The organism is Novosphingobium hassiacum, from assembly GCF_014196055.1.
Taxonomy (GTDB): Bacteria; Pseudomonadota; Alphaproteobacteria; order Sphingomonadales; family Sphingomonadaceae; genus Novosphingobium; species Novosphingobium hassiacum.
The window spans coordinates 336,754-361,464 of record NZ_JACICY010000003.1; the positions used below are offsets into that span (position 1 = coordinate 336,754).

The following is a 24,711-nucleotide window of genomic DNA, read 5'->3' on the forward strand; positions in this document are numbered from 1 at the left end:
GCTTCAGATCCATCACCCCGGCCTATGCCCCGACCGGCTTGTCGCGGTCCAGCGGGAAATGCCGTCCGCGAGCCGCGCCTGATGGCGTACCGCCTCGTCATTGTTTTAATTGCTGGTTTGCAATTGGGGTGCTAGCACTCGTGCACCGGGGCAAGCCAGCACCGGCGCGATACCCGCCAAACCCGCCAATACGCGCAACAATCGCGCAGCGGACGGCAGGATCGAGCAGCTGGCGAATATCCCGTTCTCGTGGGGAAGTTGTTGCGCTCGCGCCTGTTCTCCACGCCACAAGGTTGATGCCGTGATGATGAGCTGCGTTTCGTTCCTGCCAGTCTGCCCCACCGGGGTGGCATCGGCTTGGACGGATTGCGGCGCGCGCATTTCGCCGCGAGTTGTCCTCACTGCAGACACAAACCAACCGCTGCCGGGCGGCGAGCGACAGGACGCGACAGGCACAAAGCCTACCGTCCCGACGCTCCGATCCGGCAAATCCGCATTCGCGCGCAACCACGGCATCCGGCCAGTCTCAGCACTGGTCACGCCGAACAGCGCGCGCAAATCACAAACGATCCGCGCAAGCAACGCAGGGGTAACCCGGCGACGGCGCGGCTGGAGAATTTATAATGACAACGCGCATGCTTATCGATGCGCGCCACCAGGAAGAAACCCGGGTGGCGGTGCTGAAGGGCAACCGGATTGAGGAATTCGACTTTGAATCTGCTGATCACAAGCAGATCAAGGGCAATATCTACCTCGCAAAAGTAACACGGGTAGAACCGTCGCTGCAGGCGGCCTTCGTCGATTTCGGCGGCAACCGGCACGGGTTCCTCGCGTTCAGCGAAATCCATCCCGATTACTACCAGATCCCCAAGGAGGACCGCGAGGCCCTGCTGGCCGAAGAGGCCGCTCACGCCGAAGAAGAAGCCGCCCTGCGGGCCGCTGACGATGGCGATGATGACGAGGATTACGGCGACAACGACGGATACGACTCCGACGATGGCGTGACCGAAGTCGATACTTCGGAAAAGAGCCAGGTCGCCACCATCGAAGGCGGTATGGTCGAAAACGGCTTCGATCACGAAGGCGAAGAGGCCGATGAAGGCGCTTCGGACGACGAAGCCGACCGCGATGGCGAAAGTGAAAACAACAACGGTCGCCAGCGCGGTCGCGGCCGTCGTCAGGGCGGACGCAGCCAGGGCAAGGAAGCCGACGAGCTGCGCGCCAAGCGCATGGCACTGCGCCGCCGCTACAAGATCCAGGACGTCATCCAACGCCGCCAGGTGTTGCTTGTCCAGGTCGTCAAGGAAGAGCGCGGGAACAAGGGCGCAGCCCTCACCACCTACCTCAGCCTCGCCGGTCGCTACTGTGTGCTCATGCCGAATTCGAGCCATGGCGGTGGCATCAGCCGCAAGATCAGCTCGGCCTCGGATCGCAAGCGCCTCAAGTCCATCGTCACCGAGATGGAACTGCCGCGTTCGATGTCGTGCATCGTGCGTACGGCCGGCCTCCAGCGGACCAAGCCCGAAATCAAGCGCGACTTCGATTACCTCGCCCGTCTGTGGGACGAGATTCGCGAACGCACGATCAAGTCGGTCGCGCCTGCGCTGATCCACTCGGATTCCGACCTGATCAAGCGCGCTATCCGCGACATCTACAACCGCGAGATCGAAGAAGTCGTCGTCGAGGGTGAGCACGGCTACCGCGCTGCCAAGGACTTCATGAAGCTGCTGATGCCCAGCCACGGCAAGCGCGTGAAGCAATACGCCGACCCGGTTCCGCTGTTCCAGCGTTACGGCGCCGAAGACCAGCTCACCGCGATGTACGATCCTGTCGTCCAGCTCAAGTCGGGTGGCTACCTCGTGATCAACCCGACCGAGGCACTTGTCTCGATCGACATCAACTCGGGCCGTTCGACCAAGGAACATGGCATCGAGGCGACGGCGCTCTCCACCAACCTTGAAGCCGCACGCGAAATCGCCCGCCAATTGCGCCTGCGCGACATGGCTGGCCTGGTCGTGATCGACTTCATCGACATGGAATACGGATCAAACGTCCGTAAGGTCGAAAAGGCGATGAAGGACGCGCTGCGCAACGATCGCGCACGCATCCAGGTTGGCCGCATTTCCGGCTTTGGCCTGATGGAAATGAGCCGCCAGCGCCTGCGCACCGGCGTTCTGGAAGCCACGACGCGCGGATGCCCGCACTGCGATGGCACCGGCCTCGTCCGCACTGCATCGTCCGCTGGCCTTTCCGCGCTGCGCATGATCGAGGACGAAGCTGCCAAGGGCAAGGGCAACGTCGTCACGCTCTACGCGTCGCAGGAAGCGGCGATCTATGTGCTCAATGCCAAGCGCATCGACTTGGGCGAAATCGAGGAGCGCTACGGCGTCACCGTCGAAGTCATCCCCGAGGGTGAGAACGAGGGCGCCAAGATGCGCGTCGCCTCGCGCGGACCCAAGCCCGAATTCGTGCCCCGCTTCGAACCGATCCTCGAGCCTGAGGCAGATGATCTCGACGAGGAAGAGTACGACGCAGAGGACGAGGTCGAGGAGCGCGATGAGCGTCCGGAACGCGCCGAGCGTCCCGAACGTGCAGAACGCGGCCCCCGTGCCGAAGGCGAAGACGCCGCCGACCGCGACGGTCGCCGCAAGCGCCGCAAGCGCCGTCGTGGCCGTGGCCGTGACCAGCGTGAGGATGGCGCTTCCGAAAACGCCAACGACAACGGCACCGAGAACGGAAACGACAACGACAGCGAAAGCGAAAGCGGCGACGAGGAAGAAGCCTTCGACGCAATCGTGAGCGAAGCTTCGACCGAAGCACCCGCTGCCGATGACGCGGAAACCGAAGCCGAACGCGGTCAGCGCAAGCGTCGCCGTCGTGGTCGTCGCCGGCGTGGTGGCCGTGATGGCGGTGAAGGCGAATCCGCTGAGGAGAACGGCGCAGAAGGCACCGATCCCGAAGGCATCGTTGACGAGGAAGGCTCTGCCGAAACCGTCCGCGAATTCGTCGCAGAGCCGGCCCCGGAACCCGCTCCCGAAGCTCCGGTCGAAGCCGAAGCTCCGGCCAAGCCCAAGCGTGTTCGCCGCAAGAAGGCTGACGTCGCTGCGGAAGCCGAAGCTGTCGTCGAAGCTGCTCCCGAACCGGAAGCCGCTCCCGTCGCCGCCGAGGAAGAGGCACCAATCAAGCCCAAGCGCGTCCGTCGCAAGAAGGCTGACGTGGAAGCCGAGGCTGTTGTCGAAGCTGCTCCCGAACCGGAAGCCGCGCCTGTCGCTGCCGAGGAAGAAGCACCAGCCAAGCCCAAGCGCGTCCGTCGCAAAAAGGCTGATGCTGTCGCCTCTGATGCAGGCCCGGCTGAGACGGTAAGCGCCGAAGCGCCTGTCGCCGAAAGCCCGACCGAAGCAGGCGAGGAACCGGCAGAAGACGGCTCCCCTCGCCGCGGCTGGTGGCAGCGCACCTTCGGCGCTTGAAGCCACTCACCTAACGCATAAGATAAGCCCCGCCGGAGCAATCCGGCGGGGCTTTTCCTTTGTCATGGTCTTTGCAATCAAACCGCGTCTTTGCGAGGAAGCAAGCCCGCATTCGTTGGTAGCCCCCGCTAATCCACCTTGATCGCGGTGCCCCATTCCATCCATGACGCCCAGCGCGGCATGCCCGGCATGTACTGCTGCCCCGGATGCTCGATGTGAAATCCCGCCGCGCGAACCGGTGCGGTCGCCGGCCGGGAAAGATGGCACCCTCCCATCAGCGGCTTCCACACTGGCTCGATCCGCCGCTGCCACTTGGCAACGCTGGCATCGGGGCTCAACCCATGCTCGAGAAACAACAGCTGCCCGCCCCGCCGCAGCACGCGCTGCAACTCGCCCAGCACCCTGACCGGATCATGCACCGAACATAACGTGTAGGTGCACACCACCGTATCAAAGCTCTCATCCGCAAACGGAATATCCTCACCCACGCCCTCGCGGATGTCGGCCTGCAATCCGCGCTCCACCGCCGCAGCCCGCGCATAGTCGAGCAGCTTGCCCGACGGATCGATCCCGGCAAACGCCGTCACCCGCGCCGGATCGTAGAACTGCTGGTTCAACCCTCCGCCACAGCCGATCTCGAACACCCGCCCCTGCGCTCGCGGAACCACGCCTGCGCGCAATTCCATGATCGCGGGCGACGCGCAGGCGCACTTGATCACGCGGGGCACGACATGCGTTTCCCAGAATGCCATCACGCCCATCCCGCTTCCCCTTTTGCCTCAGCCGCAAGAATGCCGCGTCACAAGGCCTCATGCAATTGTCTACAAGCACAATCCGCAAGCGTTGCACTGTGCGGTCACCGGCACTTGCCAAGCAGGCGCGCGAATGACGTATTGCCCCAATTGGTAGACGACCACCAAGGATAAGGGGCAAGCATGACCGGGGGCACTCTGCAGGGTACCGAACAGCAGCTGGAGGCATCGCTCCAGGCGCGCCACGTCGCGATGATCGCGATCGGCGGGATCATCGGTGCAGGCCTGTTCGTCGGATCGTCCACCTCGATCGAACAGATCGGCCCGGCGGTCGTGATCAGCTATGGTCTTGCCGGTCTCGTTATCCTGATGATCATGCGGATGCTCAGCGAAATGGCGATGATGCATCCCGGTGCGGGCTCGTTTACCGAACTCGTCCGCATCGCGCTCGGCCCGCTGGCGGGCTTCGTCTCGGGCTGGCTCTACTGGTACTTCTGGGTGATCGTCGTCGCGATCGAGGCCATCGCCGGCGCAGTGATCATCGCGCAATGGCTGCCGTTCGAAGTCTGGCAGATCGGCTGCGTCCTGCTTGCGCTGATGACGCTGGTAAACCTGTTCTCCGCCCGCTCCTACGGCGAGTTCGAGTTCTGGCTGTCGACCGCCAAGGTCGTCGCCATCGTCGGCTTCATCGTCATCGCCGCGCTCTGGGCGTTCGGTGTCACATCGCCCACCGGCAACACCTTCGCCAACCTCACCGCGCACGGCGGCTTTGCCCCCAAGGGCTGGGGCGCCGTCGTCGGCGGTGTGACCAGCGTGATCTTCGCGCTCTGCGGCGCAGAGATCGCCACGGTCGCCGCCGCCGAATCCAAGGCCCCGGCCAAAGTCATCGCGCGCATGACCGGGTCGGTCGCGCTGCGCATCCTGCTCTTCTACGTGCTCTCGCTGATCCTCATCGTCGCGGTCCAACCTTGGAACACAGTCGTTCCGGGCCAATCCCCGTTCGCCAGCTCGCTCGCCCTGATGGGCATCCCCTTCGCCGCCACGATCATGAACGCGGTCGTCCTCGTCGCCGTGCTGTCGTGCCTCAACTCCGGCCTCTACGTCACCTCGCGCGCGCTGTTCGGCCTGGCCCGCCACGGCGATGCGCCCCAGGCGCTGATCCGCCTGAACAAGCGCAAGGTGCCCGCGCGCGCGACACTGATCGCCAGCCTGTTCGGCTATGGCGCAATGGCCGCCTCGATCCTCTCACCGCAAGGCGTGTTCAGCTTCCTCGTCAGCGCCTCGGGGGCGCTGATGCTGGTGATCTACCTGATGGTCTGCATCGCGCAGGTCCGTCTCCGCCGCCAGGTCGAAGCCACCGCACCCGAGACGATCGCCCTGCGCATGTGGCTATTCCCGAGCCTCAGCTACGCCACCATCGCCGCGATCGTCATCGTCCTGATCGCCATGGCCTTCGTCCCCGATTTGCGCCCGCAGTTCGTCGCCAGCGCGGTCACCGTCGCCATTGTCGCCGGCGCATGGATAATCCTGCGCCGCCCCCACCTGAGAGCACGCCCATGAAACGCCTCGCACTTCTCCTCGCCGCACTTCCGCTCCCGGCAATGGCCGCGCCGCAGCAGGCCGACGTGCTGTTCGTCAACGGGAAGGTGCTGACGGTCGACAAGGATTTTGCCATCCATACGGCCATCGCGATCAAGGATGGCAAGATCGCAGCCACCGGCGGCCCGGAACTCGCCAAGGACTGGCAGGCCCCACGCACCGTCGATCTTCAGGGCCGCACCCTGATGCCCGGCTTCATCGACACGCATCTGCATCTCAAGGGCCTGTCGCACCGCTCGATCGAACCCGACAAGGCCCGCTCGATCGCCGAACTCGGCGCCATGGTCGCCGCCAAGGCGCGCGAACTCGGCCCCGGCGAATGGGTCGCCGGGTCTGGCTGGGACGAAGCCCTGCTCGCCGAAAAGCGCAATCCCAGCCGTGCCGACCTCGATGCCATCGCACCGAACAATCCGGTCGTCCTCGTCCGCGCCGGTGCCCACAGCGCAGTCGCCAATTCGCTCGCGCTCAAGCTTGCCGGCATCGACGCGAATACGCCCAACCCCGCAGGCGGTGTCATCGAACGCGGGCCGGATGGTCAACCCAGCGGCATAATCCGCGAACGCACCGATCTCGTGCTAAAGCTGGTCCCCGCCGACAGCCCGGCGCAGATGCGCCCCAGCTACGTCAACTCGCTAAAGGACCTGCTGCGACTTGGCATCACCAGCTTCATGGAAGCCTGGACCACCATCGACGATGAGCCGGTCGAGCAGGGCGGCATATCCGGCGGCGGTGGCAACGCGGTGCGCGGCCACACGTTCAAGCAATTGTCCGCGATCTACGCCGAAGAAGGCGAGTCGCTTCCCCGCGCCACGCTCTACATCATGTACCCGGGCGCAGAACGCCTGAAGAAGTTCCCCCACCACACCGGCTATGGCGACGATCGTTTGAAGCTCGGCCCGATCGGCGAAAGCGCATATGACGGCGGCTTCACCGGCCCTACCGCGCGCACATCGAAGGACTACAAGGGCCAGCCCGGCTTTCGCGGCACCACTTTCATGACCGAGCCCGCGCTCAAGGACATGATCGACACTTCCGCCGCGCTCGGCTGGCAACTCGGCATCCACGCCATCGGCGATGAGGCGATAAACATCGTTGCGGCGGCCTATCACGAAAACCTCGTCGCGCACCCGAAGCAGGACCATCGCTGGTTCATCTCGCACTTCACCATGATGCCGACGCAGCAGACGATGAAGACCATGGCCGCAGACGGCGTGTGGACCACCGCCCAGCCCAACTTCACCTACAACCTCGAAGGCCGCTACCTGCAGGTCCTGGATGGCGAACGGCTCGACACGATCAACCCCATGGCCACGCCCATCGGCCTCGGGGTCAACGTGGTGATGAGCAGCGACAACCTGCCGATCGGGCCGATGGTCGGCCTTTACAGTGCCGTGACGCGCAAGGGCATGACCGGCCACCAGTTCGCCCTGTCCGAAGCCATCACCCGCGAACAGGCCATCCGCCTCTACACCGCCAAAGCCGCCGCCGTGGCCTGGGACGAAGCCAAGAAAGGCACCCTCGAACCCGGCAAATTCGCCGACTTCATCGTTCTGGACCGCGACCCGCTGACCGTCCCGGCAGAGCAACTGCTTCAAACGCTGGTCGATCAGACCTGGGTCGGCGGAAAGCTCGTCTACAGCCGCAAGAGGTAACCCATCACTCTCCACCACAAAACCGCACCCCGGACCCTCTTGCCCCCCGCGCTGCAATCGCTAAGGACGACTCAAGGCACGAAACACAGGATATGACGATGGCGACCTTCTCGCTTCCGAAGAACTCCACGATCACCGGCAAGGCCCGTCATCACGCGGCCCCCACGCAAGGCAAGATCCGCAAGTTCAAGGTCTATCGTTACGATCCCGACAGCGGCGAAAATCCGCGTTACGATACCTTCGATATCGATCTCGAACAGTGCGGCCCGATGGTGCTCGACGCGCTGATCAAGATGAAGAGCGAGGCCGATCCCACGCTCACCTTCCGCCGCTCGTGCCGCGAAGGCATCTGCGGTTCGTGCTCGATGAACATCAACGGCCGCAATGGCCTTGCCTGCACCACTGCGATCGAGGATCTGAAGGGCGAAGTGCGCATCACGCCGCTTCCGCACATGGAAGTGATCAAGGACCTCGTCCCCGATTTCACCCACTTCTACGCACAGTATTCCTCGATCCGCCCGTGGCTGCAGACCGTCACGCCAACGCCTTCGGGCAAGGAGCGCCTGCAGTCGCCCGAACAGCGCGAAAAGCTCGACGGCCTGTACGAATGCATCCTGTGCGCCTGCTGCAGCACCTCGTGCCCCAGCTACTGGTGGAATTCGGACAAGTTCCTTGGCCCGGCAATCCTGCTTCAGGCCTATCGCTGGCTGGCCGACAGCCGCGACGAAATGACCGGTGAGCGCCTGGATGAACTGGAAGATCCCTTCCGCCTCTATCGCTGCCACACGATCATGAACTGCGCCAACGTCTGCCCCAAGGGCCTCTCGCCCGCGCGCGCCATCGCCGAAATCAAGAAGATGCAGGCAGAACGCCTGGTCTGATCGGCATGGCGGAAACCGCATTCGAGTATGGGCCGGCCGAGGATCATCCCGGCTGGTTCAACTGGAACCTGACCGATCAAACCAGGTTCAACGCCCAGACGATGGGGCGCTTGCTCACGCGGATCGAACAGCGCGCTGATGGCGGTCAGGTCGCGCGCCTGCGAATGTTTCCTGAGCGCCGCCACTCGAACCTGCTTGACGTGGTCCATGGCGGAGTGACGCTCGCGCTCATCGACATCGCGATGTTTGCCGCCATGCGCACGCTTCTCGATGGTGATGCGGGCGGCTCGGTCACGCTTGACTTGTCCACCCAGTTCATCGGCGCGGGCCGCCTCGGGGAACCGCTCGACGCGGTCGTCGAAGTCCTGCGCGAAACCGGTCGCCTCGTCTTCCTGCGCGGACTGGTCGTACAGGGCGACGACACGATCGCCGCGTTCAACGGCACGATCCGCAAGCCCACCCGGCGATGACTGGCGTCCTTGCCCGCTACCACGAATTGATTGCGGCGGGAGAACTTAGGGCCGACCCCGAACAAGCCGCTGCCGCCGCACGCCTCGCGCAGTTGCAGCGTGAACTGGAAGAGCCCGCATCCGCTCCGGGCTTCATGGCAAAACTTCTTGGCAAGAAAGCCTCCCCACCCCCGCGCGGCATCTACATGTGGGGCGGCGTCGGGCGCGGCAAGTCGATGCTGATGGACTTGTTCCACGATAACCTGGCCATCACCGCGAAACGCCGCGCACATTTCCACGAATTCATGCTCGACGTGCATGCCCGGTTGCGCGAGGCCCGCAAGAGCGAAACCGGCGATCCGATCCCGCCCGTAGCCCGCTCGATCGCCGCAGAAACACGCGTGCTCTGCTTTGATGAAATGGTCGTCAACAACAGCGCCGACGCGATGATCATGAGCCGCCTGTTCACTGCGCTGATCAACGAAGGCGGCCTCACGATCGTCACCACGTCCAACCGCGCGCCTTCCGATCTCTACAAGAACGGCCTCAATCGCGAACACTTCCTGCCGTTCATCGCGCTCGTCGAGCAGCGGCTCGACGTCCTGAGGCTGAACGGCCCGACCGACTACCGCCTGCAGCGCATGCAAGGCGTCGGCACATGGCATGTCCCCGTCGGTCCCGTCGCGACCGAGGCCGTGCGCGAGGCGTTCTTCAAGCTTACCGATTACCCCCCCGAAGACAGCGAACACGTGCCCAGCGCCGAACTCGATGTCGGTGGCGGGCGCATGCTGCATGTCCCCAAAAGTCTGAAAGGCGTGGGGGTGTTCAGCTTCAAGCGGCTATGCGGCGAAGCCCGCGGCGCAGCGGATTATCTCGCCATCGCGCGCAATTTCCACACCACGATCGTCGTCGCGATACCGCGCCTCGGCCCTGAACTGCGCAACGAGACGGCGCGCTTCATCACGCTGATCGACGCGCTCTACGAGCACAAGGTCAAGCTGATCGCCACCGCGGACGCAGAGCCGGCGGAATTGTACGATTGGGCCGGAAAAGGCGATGAGGAAGGGCGGTTCATGTTCGACCGCACGGTCAGCCGCCTGATGGAAATGCAGAGCCAGGAATATCTGGCACTCGGCCACGGCGAAGAACAGTAGCACTGGCGCAAAGCGCTCGCTCGCTCATCAAAGAACGTACAGCCGCGCCAAACGGCGCCTGCCCTGCCATTTTTCCTTAACCACGAATCGGCCCGCCAGGCCGGTCGCTTACATAACAAAAGCGCCGAGCATCACCGATGCAGCAGCGCTTCAGTTATTAATATGTTGGTATTTCAATGAGATACCAGAAAAGGCCCTTAACGGAAGAGCCAATCCCAGACGCTCCACGCCAAGTTAAGTGCTGCGAACATAAGTGCCTCCATCCACGAGTTGACGCGAATGGTTAACACGGAGCTAACTGGTTAACAACATCTAAACACTTCCCAAATGGAAGTGTCCCAATTTGAGAATGGTTTTGCGGAAATCCTGAAACGCCATCGGTCGGCCCAGATGATAACCCTGTCCGACGTCACAACCCAACTGCACGAGCTTGAGCCACGTCGCCTCGTCTTCGATACCTTCGGCTACGACGGTCTGACCGAGCGCATGGGCAAGATCGATCGTACTCTTGACGATCTTGAGTTCGCGCTCATGCGAGATGACTTTCGAGATAAAGCGCCGGTCCAGCTTCAATTCGTCACTTGGCAGATCGGCCAGATAGGCAAGACTCGCTTCACCCGTCCCGAAATCATCGATCGAGAGCCGGAAGCCGACTCTACGCAAGTGGGTAAGGTTGTGAACCGCAGCCGGGCGGTTGCGCACGCTGGATGTCTCGGTAATTTCGACCGTCAGCAGCCCAGGGTCGATTCCGCGCCGATTGACGATTTCGATCAGGGTGGGGACCAGCCCGGGCTTGTCGACCATTTGCGCCGATAGGTTGACGCTCATCTGAAAGCGCTGGCCCATCGCATTTAGAGCCAGGGCCGCGGTTATCGCTTCTTCAAAGACCCAGTAGGTCAGGGCATCGATCCGTCCGGCCCTTTCGGCCTGGAGAATGAAGGCGTCGGGAGGAATTGGCCCTCGCGTCGCATGGCTCCATCGGATAAGCGCTTCGGCACCGGACGGCATACCGCTACGCATGTCCCACTGGCTCTGATAGGCGAGCCAGATCTCACCATTGCGCAGGCCCTCATCAAGCCGGGCGTGCAGTGACAATTCCCAGCTTGCCTCGGCCAGTCGATCGGCTTCGTAAAGCTCGATCGCCCGGCCGCTGGCCAACGCATCGTTGGCACTGGCGAGTGCCGAGTTGACACGGGTCAGCGCATCGAGGCCTTCATTGCGATCAAGACCGAAGTGGATGTTGGTATCGAAGGTATACGAGCCGATCTCGAGCGGCGCGGAAAACAACGCGCGCAAACCTTCAAGATGATCCAGCTGCATTTCCAGCGGTCGCGCCTCTTCGGTCCAGGCAAAGTGCCCGCCTTCACCGTTATAGACCCTGTCGATGCCTGATCCGACTCCGAGCCTGCGCGCGATTTGCCGGGCACATTCGCCGTGCAGGTCCTTGGGAAGGGTTGCGAGAAACTCTTCATAGCGCGCAATCACCGCGACCACGACATCCTGACCGACCTCAAGCGGCTCTGCACTGAGCGCGAGCAGGTTGGGCAACCCCGAGGCGCTAGTCAGCTGCACCCGGCGAATGCGATATTGCCACAAGCGCGAAAACCCGTAGATCGCCACCGCAAGCAATCCTGCGCTCACTTCCAGGGTCACACCCAGAGGCTCAAGTGCCGCAGGCAGAGTGATCACTGACAGCAACGCTGCGCCGTGCAACGCAACCTTTGCCCGCTTGCGTATGCTCCGGCTGCCTGCGCGGATCAGCAGCCAAGCTAGAAAAAGAAGAGGCAAGGCGCCGAGCGACAGCGCGACCGGCTTTGTGAGCGCCGCCGCTCCGGCGATATCGAGATCAAGGGGAAAACGCCGACCGCTGCCATAGTACCCGATCGGAGGTACGGTACCTTCGAAGGTCACGACGACGGTCCTGCCCGTGAGCAGCCCGGGCGTGAAGTTTCCACTGGTCAGAGAGCTGGCTCTGATCCTGGAAACTGTCTTCGGATCGAGCAGAAAATCAGGCCGGAATGTGGATTGAGGTCCGGAATCCGCTCCTGCCAGTGCAGAGGAGAAAGACTGCAGTCTTTGCCCGTGCCAATCGATCGAATAGGGCGACGAGATCGCATAATCGAAAAAGTTAGTGTTCCACGATGACACCACCAAGGGAACGGATTTCGAAATCGCGGCATCGGGAATGCGTAGATCCTGGTCCTGCAGTTCATCGGAACTGCTGACGAACTTCTCGTTCCTGACGACGAACGCTGCATCGGGTGCGAGGTCGCGAACCGCTGCCACCAGCTCGGCATCACCCGTTCGGTCCTGACCAAAGTTTACCGGTGCATCAATGAACACCCGATGAGGCATGTAGCGCCTAACCGCTTCAAGGACCTCCGCGAGATTTTTGCTCGATGTGGCCGAGGCGTCTCGCCGACTGGTACCGTCGTCGATCGAAACCACAACGATGGATTGCGACGCTTCGTGCTTCCCGATTTTCGAGCGGGCATTACGAAAAGTGTGATCCAGCGGCGCGAGCCAATCGCCGGCAATAGTCAGCAACGCCGGGATGAGCAGCGCGAGATACAGCGGTGAGCGCAGTTTCTTCAGCATGGACATTCGGCTGTTGTTTCTACACCCGATTAGTCCGCAATGGTGAAGATCGCCTTACCAGAACGCGTGCTTAATGACGCATCAACCAAGCTGTTCGAGCGATTTCCGCAACATCAGCAGTTGCCAGATCAACCGACTGTGATCGGCTCGCCCACTGATGTGCGCTTCTGCCAGGGCATCGATCCGCGCCGCATCAAACCAACCGCTGCGCGCCAGCACCCCGTCCGATGCAAGCCCCCGCGCCGCGCCTGCCAGCGGACCACGCAGCCATTGCGCGATTGGAGTGACGAAACCCATTTTCTGGCGGAACAGCACGTCCTGCGGCAGATACCGTCGCATCGTCTGCTTCACCAGCCATTTGCCCGTAGTCCCTCGCACCCTCATGCGTTCGGGCAGCCTCGCGCCGAATTCGACCAGCCGGTGATCGAGCAGTGGCTCGCGCGCCTCCAGGCTGACAGCCATGCTCGTGCGATCGACCTTCGTCAGGATATCGCCGGGCAGGTAGAATTTGAGATCGGCATACTGCGCGCGATCGAGCCCGCTGCGGGCAGGCGCATTGCGCATCAGTTCGACAAACGGCTGCTCGGCGCGGTAGTCGCCGCGCAGGCGCTGGAACTCGGCGCTGTAGAGCGTATCGCGCTGCTCGGATCCGGTAACCGCCAAGGCACGGGCATAGCCCTCCTCGCCGCTTGCAGACAGGCTCAGCAATGTGGCCTTGGCGCGCAGCGGACGCGGTGCCCAATCGGCCTTCGGCCACACCTGCCCCAGTGTCCCGAACACCGGTCCGCGCAGCGCAGCAGGCAGTAGCCCACGCAGCTGTTCCTCGCGATGCTGGAAGGTCTGGCGGCGATAACCGGCAAATGCCTCGTCCGCCCCATCGCCCGATAGCGCGACTGTCACATGCCGACGCGCCAGTTCGCAAACACGGAACGTCGGCAGCGCGGAGGCATCGGCGAACGGCTCGTCAAACATGCCCGCAAGCTTGTCGATCAGGGAAAAGTCATCGGCCGAAACCGTGTCTTTCCAATGCTCTGTGTGAAACTGCTCAGCTACCCTGTCAGCATAGGCAGTCTCGTCGAGTGCCGCGACATCGAAACCGATCGAGCAGGTCTTGACGGGCGTCGAGCTCGCCTCGGCCATCAACGCGACAACGCTGGAGCTATCTACCCCGCCCGACAGAAACGCGCCGAGCGGCACGTCCGAAATCATCCGCGACGTCACCGCTTGCCGCATGTGGTGCAGCAGGTGCGCTCCGAGATCATCGGCGTTGCCGCGCTCACGTTCGGCAAACGAGACGTCCCACCACTGTACCGGCGCCGCGGGTGGCGCGTCATGACGCAGCAGTTGATAATGACCCGCGGCGAGCTTCTCGACGCCCTTCAGCATTGCGCGATGATCGGGCACGTAGCCCCAGGTCAGGTAGTCCTCGATCGCCAGCGGATCGATCTCGCGCCGAAACGAAGGATGTGCCAGCAATGCCTTGAGTTCCGAGCCGAAAATCACCGAGCCATCGGGCAGCCGCGCGGTGAACAATGGCTTCACGCCAAGCCGGTCGCGCGCCAGCATCATCGTCCGCTGGCGCAAGTCGTAGAGCGCGAAAGCGAACATGCCGTGGAGCCGGGGCAGGCAATCCGTGCCCCAGTGACGCCACGCCTGGATGATCACTTCGGTGTCGCCGTCGGTGCGGAAGTGTGCACCCAGAGCCTGAAGATCCTTGCGCAACTCCTTGAAGTTGTAGATTTCGCCATTGAAGACGATCATCACATCGCCTTCGACCGAGGCCATCGGCTGCGGCGATCCGGCGAGGTCGATGATCGAGAGACGGCGGTGGCCGAGGCCGATGCCCGGCGCTGTCCAAACCCCCTCACCATCCGGGCCGCGATGCGCGATCGCATCGCACATCAGCCGGACGCGATCGGGATCGACGGGCTTGAGCCCCTCGGTGTGAAAAATTCCTGCAATGCCGCACATAGCCCGGTGCCTAGCGGCCAGACGCCACGCGGTCCATCCACGCATCGACCGGACCGGTTGCAGTAACGAACGCGCGCAAAGCCTCTGTTGCGGGAGGTCTCCCGGAGACCTGATCCTCGGTCGACAGGATCAGCGTCATCGTGGCATGTTCACGCAACAGCAATCGGTCCTGCATGTTCTGAATTTTCAATCGCGTATTGCTGCCACTGAACAGATTGCCCGAACGATAGAACGTCTCGGCAAGACGGTGCACCGGGCCTGCCGTCTGGATGCGATCGGCATGGCCACCGGCAATCGGCGGCGGCGAACTTTCCCACGCCCAGCGCCCGTTGAGCGGAACGGCACCCTGCCCGAAACCGCCAGCTTCCTGCCCATCTTCCTGCGCCGCGTAAAGCGCGATGGACACGTCCACGACATGCCCCCGGGCGTCCACGAAGCGCCCCAACAGGGTGTGTTCCGCGCCGCTATGCAGCGGCTCCCATGATGCCAGCGGGGCATAGTCGACCTGCTGCCATCCGGGCACGTTCGGCAGATGTATCTGCGTCGGCAGCGGCGCTTCCAGCCGGGCCGCCCACGTGCCCCATCCGGTAAACAGCAGCGCCGCCCCCGCCATCGCGGCCAGACCCTTGCGCGGGCCTATGGCCATATTGGTCAAGCGGGTGAGGATTGTGTTCGAAGTGATGGCGTCAACGTCGATCATGCGATCGTCGATCGCGCGATCGAAGAAACGCCAGGCCGTCCCCATGACCAGCGCCATGACCAGCGCGAAGAAGATCCAGCCGTAGAAGATGTGGTCGAATCCTGCGGCAAACTCGATCCCGCGATGCTCGGCGATAAAGATCGTACCCCACGCGCGCACGCCGTTGGCCATGATCGGCATGGCCACGCTCAGCGCCATGAATGCAATCCGCCGCGGCCAAGAACGAAAGCAGACATTCGCCACCAGCGCGCCGTAGGCGATCATCGCGATCAGGAACTTGACGCCCGAACAGGCCTCGGCAACTTCGAAATAGCCGCCGGGCGTGGTGATAAACACGCCCTCAATGTGCGCAGGCACGCCGGACAGATCTAGGAGCGCCATCGTGATCGAGGCAGTGATCGTCTGCAGCGCCGGGATCAGCTCGTCGCCTGCGGGCACCAGAAACAGCATGTACGCAAGCGGGAACAGCACCGCAACCGACGCGCGCGGGCCAAGCAGGGTCAACACGCTGGCATGCGCCATCAGCACCACGCCAAGCTGCGTTGCCAGCGAGAGCCCCGCAAAATCGCCGAGCAGCCAGAAAAAGCCCGCACCACAGAACAGCACCAGCCCCGGCCACCAGCCTTGCGGTTCGATGCGCAGAACTTCGCGCCACCGCAACGATAGCAGCCAGGCTAGAATGAACGGGATCAGCAGGATGTGGTTGTAAGTCGAGCTGTCCCACCACTGCAGCGCCATGGCGCGCCAGTCGTCAAAGAACAGCGCGACGTTCCCCGCCCACGCCAGAGCAAGCAGCACCAGCGGCCGGTGCCACGCAGCGGGTATCGCGGCCCAGGCGCGCGCCAACGGGGCTCTCACCGCGATCTCAGGCGGCAACACGCGCCCCTCCGCCCGTATCGCCCAGGCCGAGGAGCCCGGCGAGCGGTGCCAGCACATGGTTCCAGCCGCACTCGCGAAGGACAAATGCCCGCGCCGATTGGCCTATCGTTGCCGAGCGGACAGGATCGTGGAGCAGCGCGAGCGCCTGACGCGCCAGCGCCTCCGCGCCCTCCGCGACAACCAGCTCGAAACCATCACGCGCCGCAATTCCGGTTGCGGCCTGTGGCGTTGCAAGGACCGGACGCGCCATCGCCATCGCCTCGAGCACTTTGTTCTGGACGCCGCGTGCAATCGTCAGCGGCGCCACGACAAGATCGGCCCCCACCACCCAAGGGCGCACGTCCAGCACTGCTCCCGTCACGCGGGTCGCGTGAACACCATCGAGCGCGCGGACCGCGGGCGCCGGCGCACGACCAACGACATTGAACCGCGCGTCGGGTATCACGGCACGGATAGCAGGCATGACATCGCGCGCAAACATCTCGACCGCGGCCACGTTGGGTGGATAATCCATCTGCCCGGTGAACGTGATTTGCGGCCCCTCGCCCGCCATTTCAAGCGCGCCGGGCACATCTTGCGGGTCGAAGAATTCCGTGTCGATACCGTTGCACATGGCCTGAAGGACGGGCTCGTCCCCATCGGACAGGCGCGCACGAAACAGGCCGGTCTCCTCGGGCGTGACCAGCAGGCTGACACTGGCGCGACGCGCGATCCGGCTTTCGAAGCGGCTGAGCAAACGCGCCTCGCGCTCGTACAGCGTGCGCGCGGCGAACCCGCCGGACTTGGCATAAGCTTCGAACTTGGCCGAATCGACGTCGACGAAGTCCATCACCACGCGTCCCGCGAAACTGGCGGGCACGTATTGCGCCATCTGGCCCGAGAACACGTAAATCGCCGCTATGGGTCGCTCGGCCAGAACCCGCGCAACATATGCATGCAGAGCATCGTCGGCAAAGGCGGTCAGGCTGACAGGCTTTCCTGTAGCAAGCGCAGCCAGTCCCGCCACCGGCAGCGAGCGCGTACGGCGCACCAGACAATGGCTAGCGGCAAGTGCAGCAAGCTCCGGCTCATGCCCAAGGTCGGTCTCGTCGTCGGCAAAACACGCCACATGCACCGGCGCGAGCGCGGCGATATGACGCAGCACATGGCACGAGCGGATCTTGTCCCCCCGGTCGGGTGGAAACGGAATGCGGTGGGCAAGGAACAGAACCTCGCTCACGCGAGGCCTCGCGCGATCAGCGGCCCGATCCGGTTCGCCAGCGGCAGCGGCAGCTTCTGCCATGCCGCGATCTTCGCCTTGTAGCGCGGGCTGAGCGGGTTGATGTCGCGCGGTGCCACGCCGTCGGCCGTCCAGCAGGCGTAGGACAGCGGCTGCGGCTCGAAACCCCAGTTGCGCTTGAAGTGATATGCGCCCGTATCGGTCTTGGACCGCCCGAAATCGAACCGGTCGCAGCCTTTGCCGCGCGCGTGGTTCATCAGCGCATAATACATCACGTCGTTGGCGCGCATTGTCCGCGCGGCCGGTACACCGCCACCCCAATACGGCATCACCGCGCCGCGATGATACAGGCTCAGCACCGACGCCAGCGCCTGCCCCTCGTGAAGCACGGTCAGGATGTCCGCATCATCGCCGAACCCATCGAGCACCGCCTCGAACAGGGCGCGCGGGAACACGGGCGTACCCAGATTGCGCACCGATTCAGAGTAAACCGCATAATGCATCGCCCGCGCTGACGCGTCGGTCCCGATACGAACTTCCATGTCATGGCCCAGCCCGCGCCGCACCTCGGCCCGCTGCTTGCGCGGCACAGCAAGCAGTTGCGCTTCGTCGTCAGCGGCAAGTGGCCGGACAAAGCCCGCATGGCTGTCGGTCTTGACGTGCCAGCCCTCTCCTTCCGGCAACGGCCCGCCGCGCAGCTCCAAACTCGGACAGTTGAGACGCAGCGCCAGTTCCTGCGCCGCTGCGAAAAGCGCCGGATCGGCCTCGCCGACCACGCCACCGTCGACTGCGAAACCGGTGGAGACCAGCGCGCGCCCAAACAACGGGCTGTGCGCCTCATGTAGCGGCAGGACCGCGCGGATCGCCTCGCCCTGCTCGGACAGCAAAATGTGCGTGCCATGGCCGGTCGAACGCTCCACCGCATCGAGCCATTCGAGCCGGTGAAATGCCGTCGTATCGGGACGCTCGCCCAGAAACCGCGCGATCGCGAGCCGATCACCAGGATCAGCCAGCCGGACCGCCACGCGCGAAGGCACGAACGGCGCGTTCATGCGGCCATCGCCGCGGGCGTGCGCGCGGCCTCGATTGCGGCAACCTCGTCCATCCGGCCCCAGCGGAATTCGCGGATCACCCGGTCAAGCTTGCCCGCCATCACGTCGAGATTGGTATAGTGCCGCAACCGCGACTTGAGCGGCGCGCTCTGCGGGCGCGGCTGATCGGGATCGATTTCCCACGGGTGGAAATAGAACACCGCAGGACGCCGGTCACGCAAGTTGACCTGCCGGATCGCCCAGCGTGATACGGCATACGGCAGCAGACGGAAGAACCCGCCGCCCCCCGCAGCCATGCGCCGACCGGCAACTTCAGCCGTCGTAACCGGAATCTCGATGAAATCCGCCCCCGCCACGGGACGAAACGCAAAGCGCGGTGCCTCGCGCCAGCCGTAATGGTCATGCACGATCGGCGCGACCGACGAGGAATAGGCATAGCCCTGCTCGGCCAGCACTTCATGCGCCCAGGGCGTGCGTGCATCGATCGAGAAACTAGGCGCGCGGTAACCGGTCACGGCTTGGCCGGTCGTGTCTTCCAGCACCTTGCGCGCGCGCGAAACATCCTGCGCAAACGCATCGCGACCCAGCACGAACACGCGCTGGTGATCCCAGCCATGGCTGGCGATCTCATGACCCGCGTCGGCGATGCGACGCATCATCGCAGGATAGCGCTGCGCCACCCAGCCCAGGGTAAAAAACGTGCCCTTGACCCCCGCCGCTTCGAACAGCGCAAGGATTTGAGCGCAATTGGTCTCGACGCGACAATCCAGACCGTCCCAGTCGCTCCGGTCGATCACCGTCTCGAACGCGCCGACCTGGAACCAGTCCTCTACGTCGACGGAAAGCCCGTTGAGAATGGGCGGCGCGGTCATTTGTTCAGTCCTCAGGCGGCGGCGCGCTGGTAGTCTTCCGTCTCGATCCACTCGATCAGCATGGTCAGGGTATGGCGGATCGCCAGCTCCTGCTCAGCGGTCCGGTTTTCGAGCGCCGCGATGCGGCGATTGGCCTCGGACAGGGCAGCCAACACTGCTTCGTCGCCATCGCGAGTCTCGAGCGCCGCGATGCGGCGGTTGGCTTCTTCCAACTGCGCAAGGATTTCGCCATCGACGGCAGGCGCTTCGACCGGCGCAGGCCGCATGTCGGCCAGTTCGATGATCGCCTGCTGCAATTCTGCAATCTGCTCATCGCGCTCGGCCAGTGCCGCGCGCCACGCGCTGTCGTCGAAAGCGGGTGCTGCGAAGGTCTGCACCGCCGGTGCTTCGACCGCAGGAGCTTGAACCGCCTGAGCCGGCGTAACGACCTGCTGCGGCGCGCACACCGCGCTGTCGCCCGCAAGGTCCGCCAACACGGCCTGAAGCATCGCTGCATCGATATGCGGACGCTGCTCGACCGCGCCCATCAGCAACAGGCGGTTGACGATCTGATTGACCCGGCGCGGCACGCCGCCACTGGCGCGTGCCAGATCAACGTACACCTGGCTGTCGATGCTCGGATTGCCATTCCACCCGACACAAGTGAGGCGATGTTCGACATAAGTGCCGACTTCCTCAGGCTCCATTGCATCGAGATGGTACGTGGCAATCACCCGCTGGCGCAACTGCTCCAGCTCGGGCGAGGTCTGCAACAGCGTGCGGAATTCAGGCTGGCCCAGCAGCAGGATCTGCAGCAGCGGATGCGCGCCCAGTTGGAAGTTCGACAGCATGCGTAGCTCTTCCAGCGCTTCGACCGAAAGATTCTGCGATTCGTCCACCACCAGCAGGCAGCGACGGCCTTCGCGCGCTTCATGATGCAGGAACGCCTCGATCCTGGCGAGCGCGGTGGCCTTGTCGTGGCCCGCGACCTCGAGCCCGAAGGCACGCGCGGTCACATGGATCAGTTCTTCGCCGTCCAAAGCCGAGGTCACGATCTGCGCCGCCGTCAGCCGCGCCCGATCGACCGACGCCATCAGGTGCGCTGCCAGCGTTGATTTGCCCGCGCCGACCTCACCGGTGATGACGATGAAGCCCTCACCCTGCGCGAGCCCATAGCCGAGATAGGACAGCGCCTTGCGGTGCGTTCCGCTCTCGAAATAAAAGCGCGGATCGGGCGTCAGCTGGAACGGGCGGCCGCTCAGGCCATAGAATTCATCGTACATCGAAGCCGTCTCCGGGCGTCAGAAAGAGTAGCGCAGGCCAACCTGGCCCGATGCAATTACTTCATCTTCAATCACTTTTCGGTTAACCGAGTCCAAACCGACTGCTGCGGTTGCCACGAGCCGATCGGTCAGGTTGCGGAAGTACGCCGCATTCGCCCCGATCGTACTGACATCGCCAAGGCTCGACGCCCCGCTCTGGAACCAAGCAGCATAGGCCGACACGCCAAAGCTCGATCGCCGGTCGATGGGGCCGTTCAACCCGGCATCGACATAGAAGCTCTCGTCCACCTGACCGTTGGCCACGCCCAGCACCGAATCGTCGCGCGCGATATACTTGCGACGGATATAGCCAGCGCCGACCCCGGCCTGCATCCGGCCGATCCGGTGCGAATAGGTCGCGTTGACGCCGCGCGCACGGAACACCGATGCCGCGACCGACGACAGCGCGTTGTTGACGCAACCACCGCTTTGCGACCCGATCGCGCAACCGCTGATCTGGCCGTTGAACGGGTCGCGGTTGACCTGAAAATCGGTCGGCAGATCGCGCAGCGCGCGGCTAACCTGACCGCCGAAGCCCGAGACATTGTCGAACACCGAGACGGTCAGCGAACTGCGTGCATTGGGCTTGTACGAGAAGCTGCCGTAGTAGGTCATGCTGTCGTAGCGGCGTCCGACGAAGGCGGACAGCGCGGTACGACGGCTCGGGCGCCACATCACGCCTGCGTCCCAGGTCAACCCATCGGTCTCGTAGGCCAACTGGCGCGGGCGGCTCTTGTCGGTGGTGTAGCGACCATCGGGGCCGATCACCGGATCGCCATTGGCATCGCGTACCGCATCGCGCGATGAAACCGAGACGTCCTCATACCCAACCGCGCCGATCAGCGCCAATTCCATGCTGACCGGCAGTGTCACCTGAACTCCCGCGCGAGCATCGCGTACGCGCTGGTCGAGGTTCGAGATGTCCTCCTGATAGAACGATCCGCTCGCGGTGATGCCCACCGGCAGCACCGTTCCCGGCGCTATTCCGGCAGAAACCTGCGCCGAATGCGCAATCGAATCGTCGAATACGTCGACCAGCGGCTGACCCGGCGCGACCTGAATCGCGTCCTTCTGCTGAACCTTGGTGTAGCCGAGCATATACGAGCCTGACAGCGCCACATCGCCGACATGGGTCGACAAAGCCGGTCCGGCGTAAAGCGAATAAACCTGGCTCACCGCATCGCCATTGGCAGACGGGTTGAGCAACGACGCACCACTTCCCTCGACGCTGGTACGCGCGGCAAGCGCGCCAGCCTCGACCGACAGCGTGCGCGGGATCAGGTCGTGCTTGACCCGCGCGAGGCCCGACAGCGTATCGCCATCGGTCAGGTTGTTGCCCTGCGCGATCCGGCGTTCGTAACGTACCGAAACCGCACCCTGCGTGCGGCGCCCGTTCAGCGCCATGTCAACGCCTGCCGCGATCGTGCTGTAGGTCAGCACCTCGTCACCGGGCGACAGTTCGGCGAGCACATTCTGCGTCGCCTCGATATACGGCTTGATCGTCACCCGCGCGCCACCACCGGCACCGCGCGCCGAAATGCCGCCACGGCTCTCGCCCTTGTCCGAAGACGCGCTTTCGCCATCGACGGGTTCATAGGACATCGTCTGCGCATGCAACGGCTGCGCGGCGAGGATCATCCCCACTCCCACCGCCAGTGCGTGGCGCGTCAGGATCACCGGACGGGTCATTCCTTGTATCCATAGTAAGTGCCGAAGCGACGACCCGTCGTCGAAAAGCGGGTTCCGTTCAGCAGGAGCTTGATATCGTCGCACGCAGCCAGCAGGTTCACCGCGTCGCGCAGTGCGGCCTCGCCGGTCACGTCCGCGCGCACGACCATCACCGTCTGCCCGACGTGGTTCGCCAGCACCGATGCAGGCGAGGCTGCAAGCGCGGGCGGCGAATCGAAGATCACGATGCGATTGGGCGCATGGCTGGTCAGCCGCGCCAGAACCTCGTCGGTGCGCGTTGAAGCCAAGTATTCGGTGTCCGAACCCGTCGCATTGCCCGCAGGCAGCACATAAAGCCCGGTGATATCCGTGCCGATGATGCAATCCTCGACCTTGATCGAGGGATCCGCCAACGCGTCCATCAGCCCCGGACCTCCCGGCAGGCCGAGCGTCGAGAGCACTGAAGGCTTGGCGAAATCGGCGTCGACCAGCAGGACCTCATTGTCCTTCTCGGCCGCGATCGACAAAGCGAGATTGACCGCGCAGAACGTCTTGCCCTCACCCGGATGGGCCGAGCAGATCAGGATGCGCTCGGCGTGGGGCGCATCCGATTGCTGCGCGGTGCGCAGGAGTTGCCGCTTCACGATGCGAAACTCTTCCAGCACGCTCGTAACCGCGCTCTCCGGCTCGATCAGGCACTGTTCGCGCAGATGGGCGCGGTCGATGGCATGATACACGCCCGTGAACGGTTTTGGAGCAGGCTGAGCAGGCGTTGGAGGAGTGACGGGAGCAACCGCTTCAACCCGCTCAACCGGCATTACTGGCGCAGGCACAATTGCGGGCGGCGGCAGGTCAGTGATCGGCGGACGCGTCAGCGTGCGGAAATCGAAGCTGCCCGAGGCGCGCTCGATCAGCGACGGACCCGAGGGCGGCACGGGGATCTTGGTCTGGTCGGTCATTGGCCGGTTCCCCTTCATGCCACCATGCCGCGCTTGAGCATTTCAACGCCAAGCAGGACGAACAGGACCACGAACAACCCAGCAAATCCGCCGGCAAACCACTTGAGCTGCCGCATACGCGCTGCACGCGTCGCATGGGTGATCGCCTCGGAGACCGAGCCGAGCACCGGCAGCCCAGTCGCTCGCTCAAGCTGACCCGTCGTCGAATAGGCCGATTTCAGCTGGCCGAGCGCAAACGCACCGCCACAGCCCGCACCAATACCCACGATCAGCACCAGCATCAGCAAGAGCGGACGGTCAGGCGCGGCGGGACCTGTCGGCAGCGTCGGCGGATCGATCACCTCGAACTTCACCGCATCGCGCTCGGTCTCGACTTGACCGCGCAGACGCAATGCCTCGCGGTCACGCAGCAGCTTGTCGTACTGTTCCTTGAGCACGTCGTAATCGCGCCCGATCCTCGATGCTTCTGCCGCAATTGCGGGCTCGCCGTATTGCTGCGCCGAAAGCCGTGCGACTTCGGCCTGCAACGAGGCCTTGCGCGATTGCAGCGCCACCAGGCTTGCCTCGCGGTCGGCCTTGATCGAGATCAGCGAGCTGTAGGCTGGATTAGGCGTGCCACCGCCAGGCCCTTCGGCATTGGCCGAGCGCTGCAGGTTGGCGACTTGCGCCTTGGCAGCGATCACATCGGGATGGCTGTCGGTCAGGCCGCGTGCGCGCATCGAACCGAGATCTGACTGCGCCTGCGCCAGCGCACCCTTGGCACCGCCCTGCACGCCCGGAATGGCGATCGACTGCGGCGTGCCCGAAAGCTGGCCGTTGATCGAGGCCAACGCGCTCTGCGCTGCAAGCAGGTTCGAATCGATATCGCGCATCTCACCGCGCGCCGCTTCGAGCCGCGTCGTCAGCGAACCGCTGCCCGGAATCATGTCGGCATTGCGCGATTCGAACTCGGTGCGCTTCAGTTCGGCCGCATCGAGCAGCTTCTTCCGGTCCGACAGCTGCTGGTCCATGAACGCCAGCGTATCGGTCATCTCGCCGCGCCCGCCCGCCAGGTTTTCCTCGCGGAAGATGTCGATCATCTTCTGCACGATGTCCTGCGACAGTTTGGCATTGACGCCATCGTTGTTGCCGCCGCCGCTCGCGACGCCTGTAATTTCGAACAGGTTGTCCTGCTGGCTGACGACGGTGACGTGCTTGCTCAGGCTGCCGACCGCAGATTGCATCTGCTTGTCCGTCGTCACTTTGTCGCCCAGCCGCGTCGCGCGGATCACCTTTTCCAGGTTCACCGTGCTGGTCAGCGTCTGGCGCACGCGCTCGATGTCGCGCTTGCGATCGCCGCCGATGCCAATCTGGTCGGCCAGCACGTCGTCGATCTGGACGAAGATCCGCGCCTTGGATTCATAGCTGTTGGGAACCATCGCCACGACCAGCCAGCCCAGCATGCACACGCCCCAGGCGATCCCCAGCGCGATCCAGCGCCGGATCCAGATGCCGTGTAGCGCGATGCGCACTTCTTCATAGATGTTGGTCATGTCCCC

At 63.8% G+C, this 24,711-nt stretch carries 17 protein-coding genes; 6 read left to right on the top strand and 11 right to left on the bottom strand.

Annotated elements, in window-relative coordinates; all coding sequences use genetic code 11:
* Window positions 1-623: 623 nt before the first annotated feature.
* A complete protein-coding gene (locus GGQ88_RS08860) occupies window positions 624-3,467 on the top strand; it encodes an Rne/Rng family ribonuclease (protein WP_183612786.1) in 2,844 nt (947 codons plus the stop codon).
* A gap of 128 nt (window positions 3,468-3,595) precedes the next feature.
* Here the strand turns inward: GGQ88_RS08860 and GGQ88_RS08865 are convergent, their stop codons facing one another.
* Window positions 3,596-4,219, bottom strand: a complete 624-nt coding sequence (locus GGQ88_RS08865; protein ID WP_343057138.1) for a class I SAM-dependent methyltransferase — start codon at window positions 4,217-4,219, stop codon at window positions 3,596-3,598.
* 183 nt (window positions 4,220-4,402) lie between these two features.
* Here GGQ88_RS08865 and GGQ88_RS08870 point away from each other — a divergent pair, with 183 nt between their 5' ends.
* From GGQ88_RS08870 to zapE, 5 genes are all read left to right on the top strand, one after another.
* Window positions 4,403-5,779: an amino acid permease gene (locus tag GGQ88_RS08870; RefSeq protein WP_183612788.1), complete on the top strand. Its 1,377-nt coding sequence runs from the start codon at window positions 4,403-4,405 to the stop codon at window positions 5,777-5,779.
* Entirely contained in the window at window positions 5,776-7,470 is a 1,695-nt protein-coding gene (locus GGQ88_RS08875; RefSeq protein ID WP_183612789.1) for an amidohydrolase, read from the top strand. The genes GGQ88_RS08870 and GGQ88_RS08875 overlap by 4 nt, the downstream gene beginning before the upstream one ends.
* 98 nt (window positions 7,471-7,568) lie before the next feature.
* Complete coding sequence (locus GGQ88_RS08880; protein WP_221214598.1) at window positions 7,569-8,351, top strand: succinate dehydrogenase iron-sulfur subunit; 783 nt, start codon at window positions 7,569-7,571, stop codon at window positions 8,349-8,351.
* Between the two features lie 5 nt (window positions 8,352-8,356).
* Window positions 8,357-8,821 (top strand): PaaI family thioesterase, encoded by a 465-nt coding sequence (locus GGQ88_RS08885; protein WP_183612790.1) that lies wholly within the window; start codon window positions 8,357-8,359, stop codon window positions 8,819-8,821.
* Window positions 8,818-9,954, top strand: coding sequence for a cell division protein ZapE (zapE, locus tag GGQ88_RS08890; RefSeq protein WP_183612791.1), 1,137 nt, complete (start codon window positions 8,818-8,820; stop codon window positions 9,952-9,954). Before GGQ88_RS08885 ends, zapE begins: the two co-directional genes overlap by 4 nt.
* 312 nt (window positions 9,955-10,266) lie before the next feature.
* Here zapE and GGQ88_RS21260 read toward each other — a convergent pair whose 3' ends face one another.
* From GGQ88_RS21260 to GGQ88_RS08940, 10 genes are all read right to left on the bottom strand, one after another.
* Window positions 10,267-12,558 (bottom strand): EAL domain-containing protein, encoded by a 2,292-nt coding sequence (locus GGQ88_RS21260; protein WP_246385674.1) that lies wholly within the window; start codon window positions 12,556-12,558, stop codon window positions 10,267-10,269.
* A gap of 75 nt (window positions 12,559-12,633) precedes the next feature.
* Entirely contained in the window at window positions 12,634-14,523 is a 1,890-nt protein-coding gene (locus GGQ88_RS08900; protein WP_183612920.1) for an XrtA/PEP-CTERM system amidotransferase, read from the bottom strand.
* A gap of 10 nt (window positions 14,524-14,533) precedes the next feature.
* Window positions 14,534-16,102, bottom strand: a complete 1,569-nt coding sequence (xrtA, locus tag GGQ88_RS08905; RefSeq protein ID WP_343057139.1) for an exosortase A — start codon at window positions 16,100-16,102, stop codon at window positions 14,534-14,536.
* The gene (locus tag GGQ88_RS08910; protein WP_183612793.1) at window positions 16,089-17,321 is read right to left on the bottom strand and encodes a TIGR03087 family PEP-CTERM/XrtA system glycosyltransferase; all 1,233 of its coding nucleotides are present in this window, start codon (window positions 17,319-17,321) and stop codon (window positions 16,089-16,091) included. Before GGQ88_RS08910 ends, xrtA begins: the two co-directional genes overlap by 14 nt.
* Window positions 17,318-18,373: a FemAB family XrtA/PEP-CTERM system-associated protein gene (locus GGQ88_RS08915; protein WP_183612794.1), complete on the bottom strand. Its 1,056-nt coding sequence runs from the start codon at window positions 18,371-18,373 to the stop codon at window positions 17,318-17,320. Before GGQ88_RS08915 ends, GGQ88_RS08910 begins: the two co-directional genes overlap by 4 nt.
* Window positions 18,370-19,245, bottom strand: a complete 876-nt coding sequence (locus tag GGQ88_RS08920) for an XrtA system polysaccharide deacetylase (RefSeq protein WP_183612795.1) — start codon at window positions 19,243-19,245, stop codon at window positions 18,370-18,372. Before GGQ88_RS08920 ends, GGQ88_RS08915 begins: the two co-directional genes overlap by 4 nt.
* Window positions 19,246-19,256: 11 nt before the next feature.
* Window positions 19,257-20,507, bottom strand: a complete 1,251-nt coding sequence (locus tag GGQ88_RS08925) for an XrtA/PEP-CTERM system-associated ATPase (RefSeq protein WP_183612796.1) — start codon at window positions 20,505-20,507, stop codon at window positions 19,257-19,259.
* Between the two features lie 18 nt (window positions 20,508-20,525).
* A complete protein-coding gene (locus tag GGQ88_RS08930) occupies window positions 20,526-22,235 on the bottom strand; it encodes a preprotein translocase subunit YajC (protein WP_246385677.1) in 1,710 nt (569 codons plus the stop codon).
* The gene (locus GGQ88_RS08935; RefSeq protein ID WP_183612797.1) at window positions 22,232-23,173 is read right to left on the bottom strand and encodes an AAA family ATPase; all 942 of its coding nucleotides are present in this window, start codon (window positions 23,171-23,173) and stop codon (window positions 22,232-22,234) included. Before GGQ88_RS08935 ends, GGQ88_RS08930 begins: the two co-directional genes overlap by 4 nt.
* A 14-nt stretch (window positions 23,174-23,187) precedes the next feature.
* Entirely contained in the window at window positions 23,188-24,705 is a 1,518-nt protein-coding gene (locus GGQ88_RS08940) for an XrtA system polysaccharide chain length determinant (RefSeq protein WP_183612798.1), read from the bottom strand.
* Window positions 24,706-24,711: the final 6 nt, after the last annotated feature.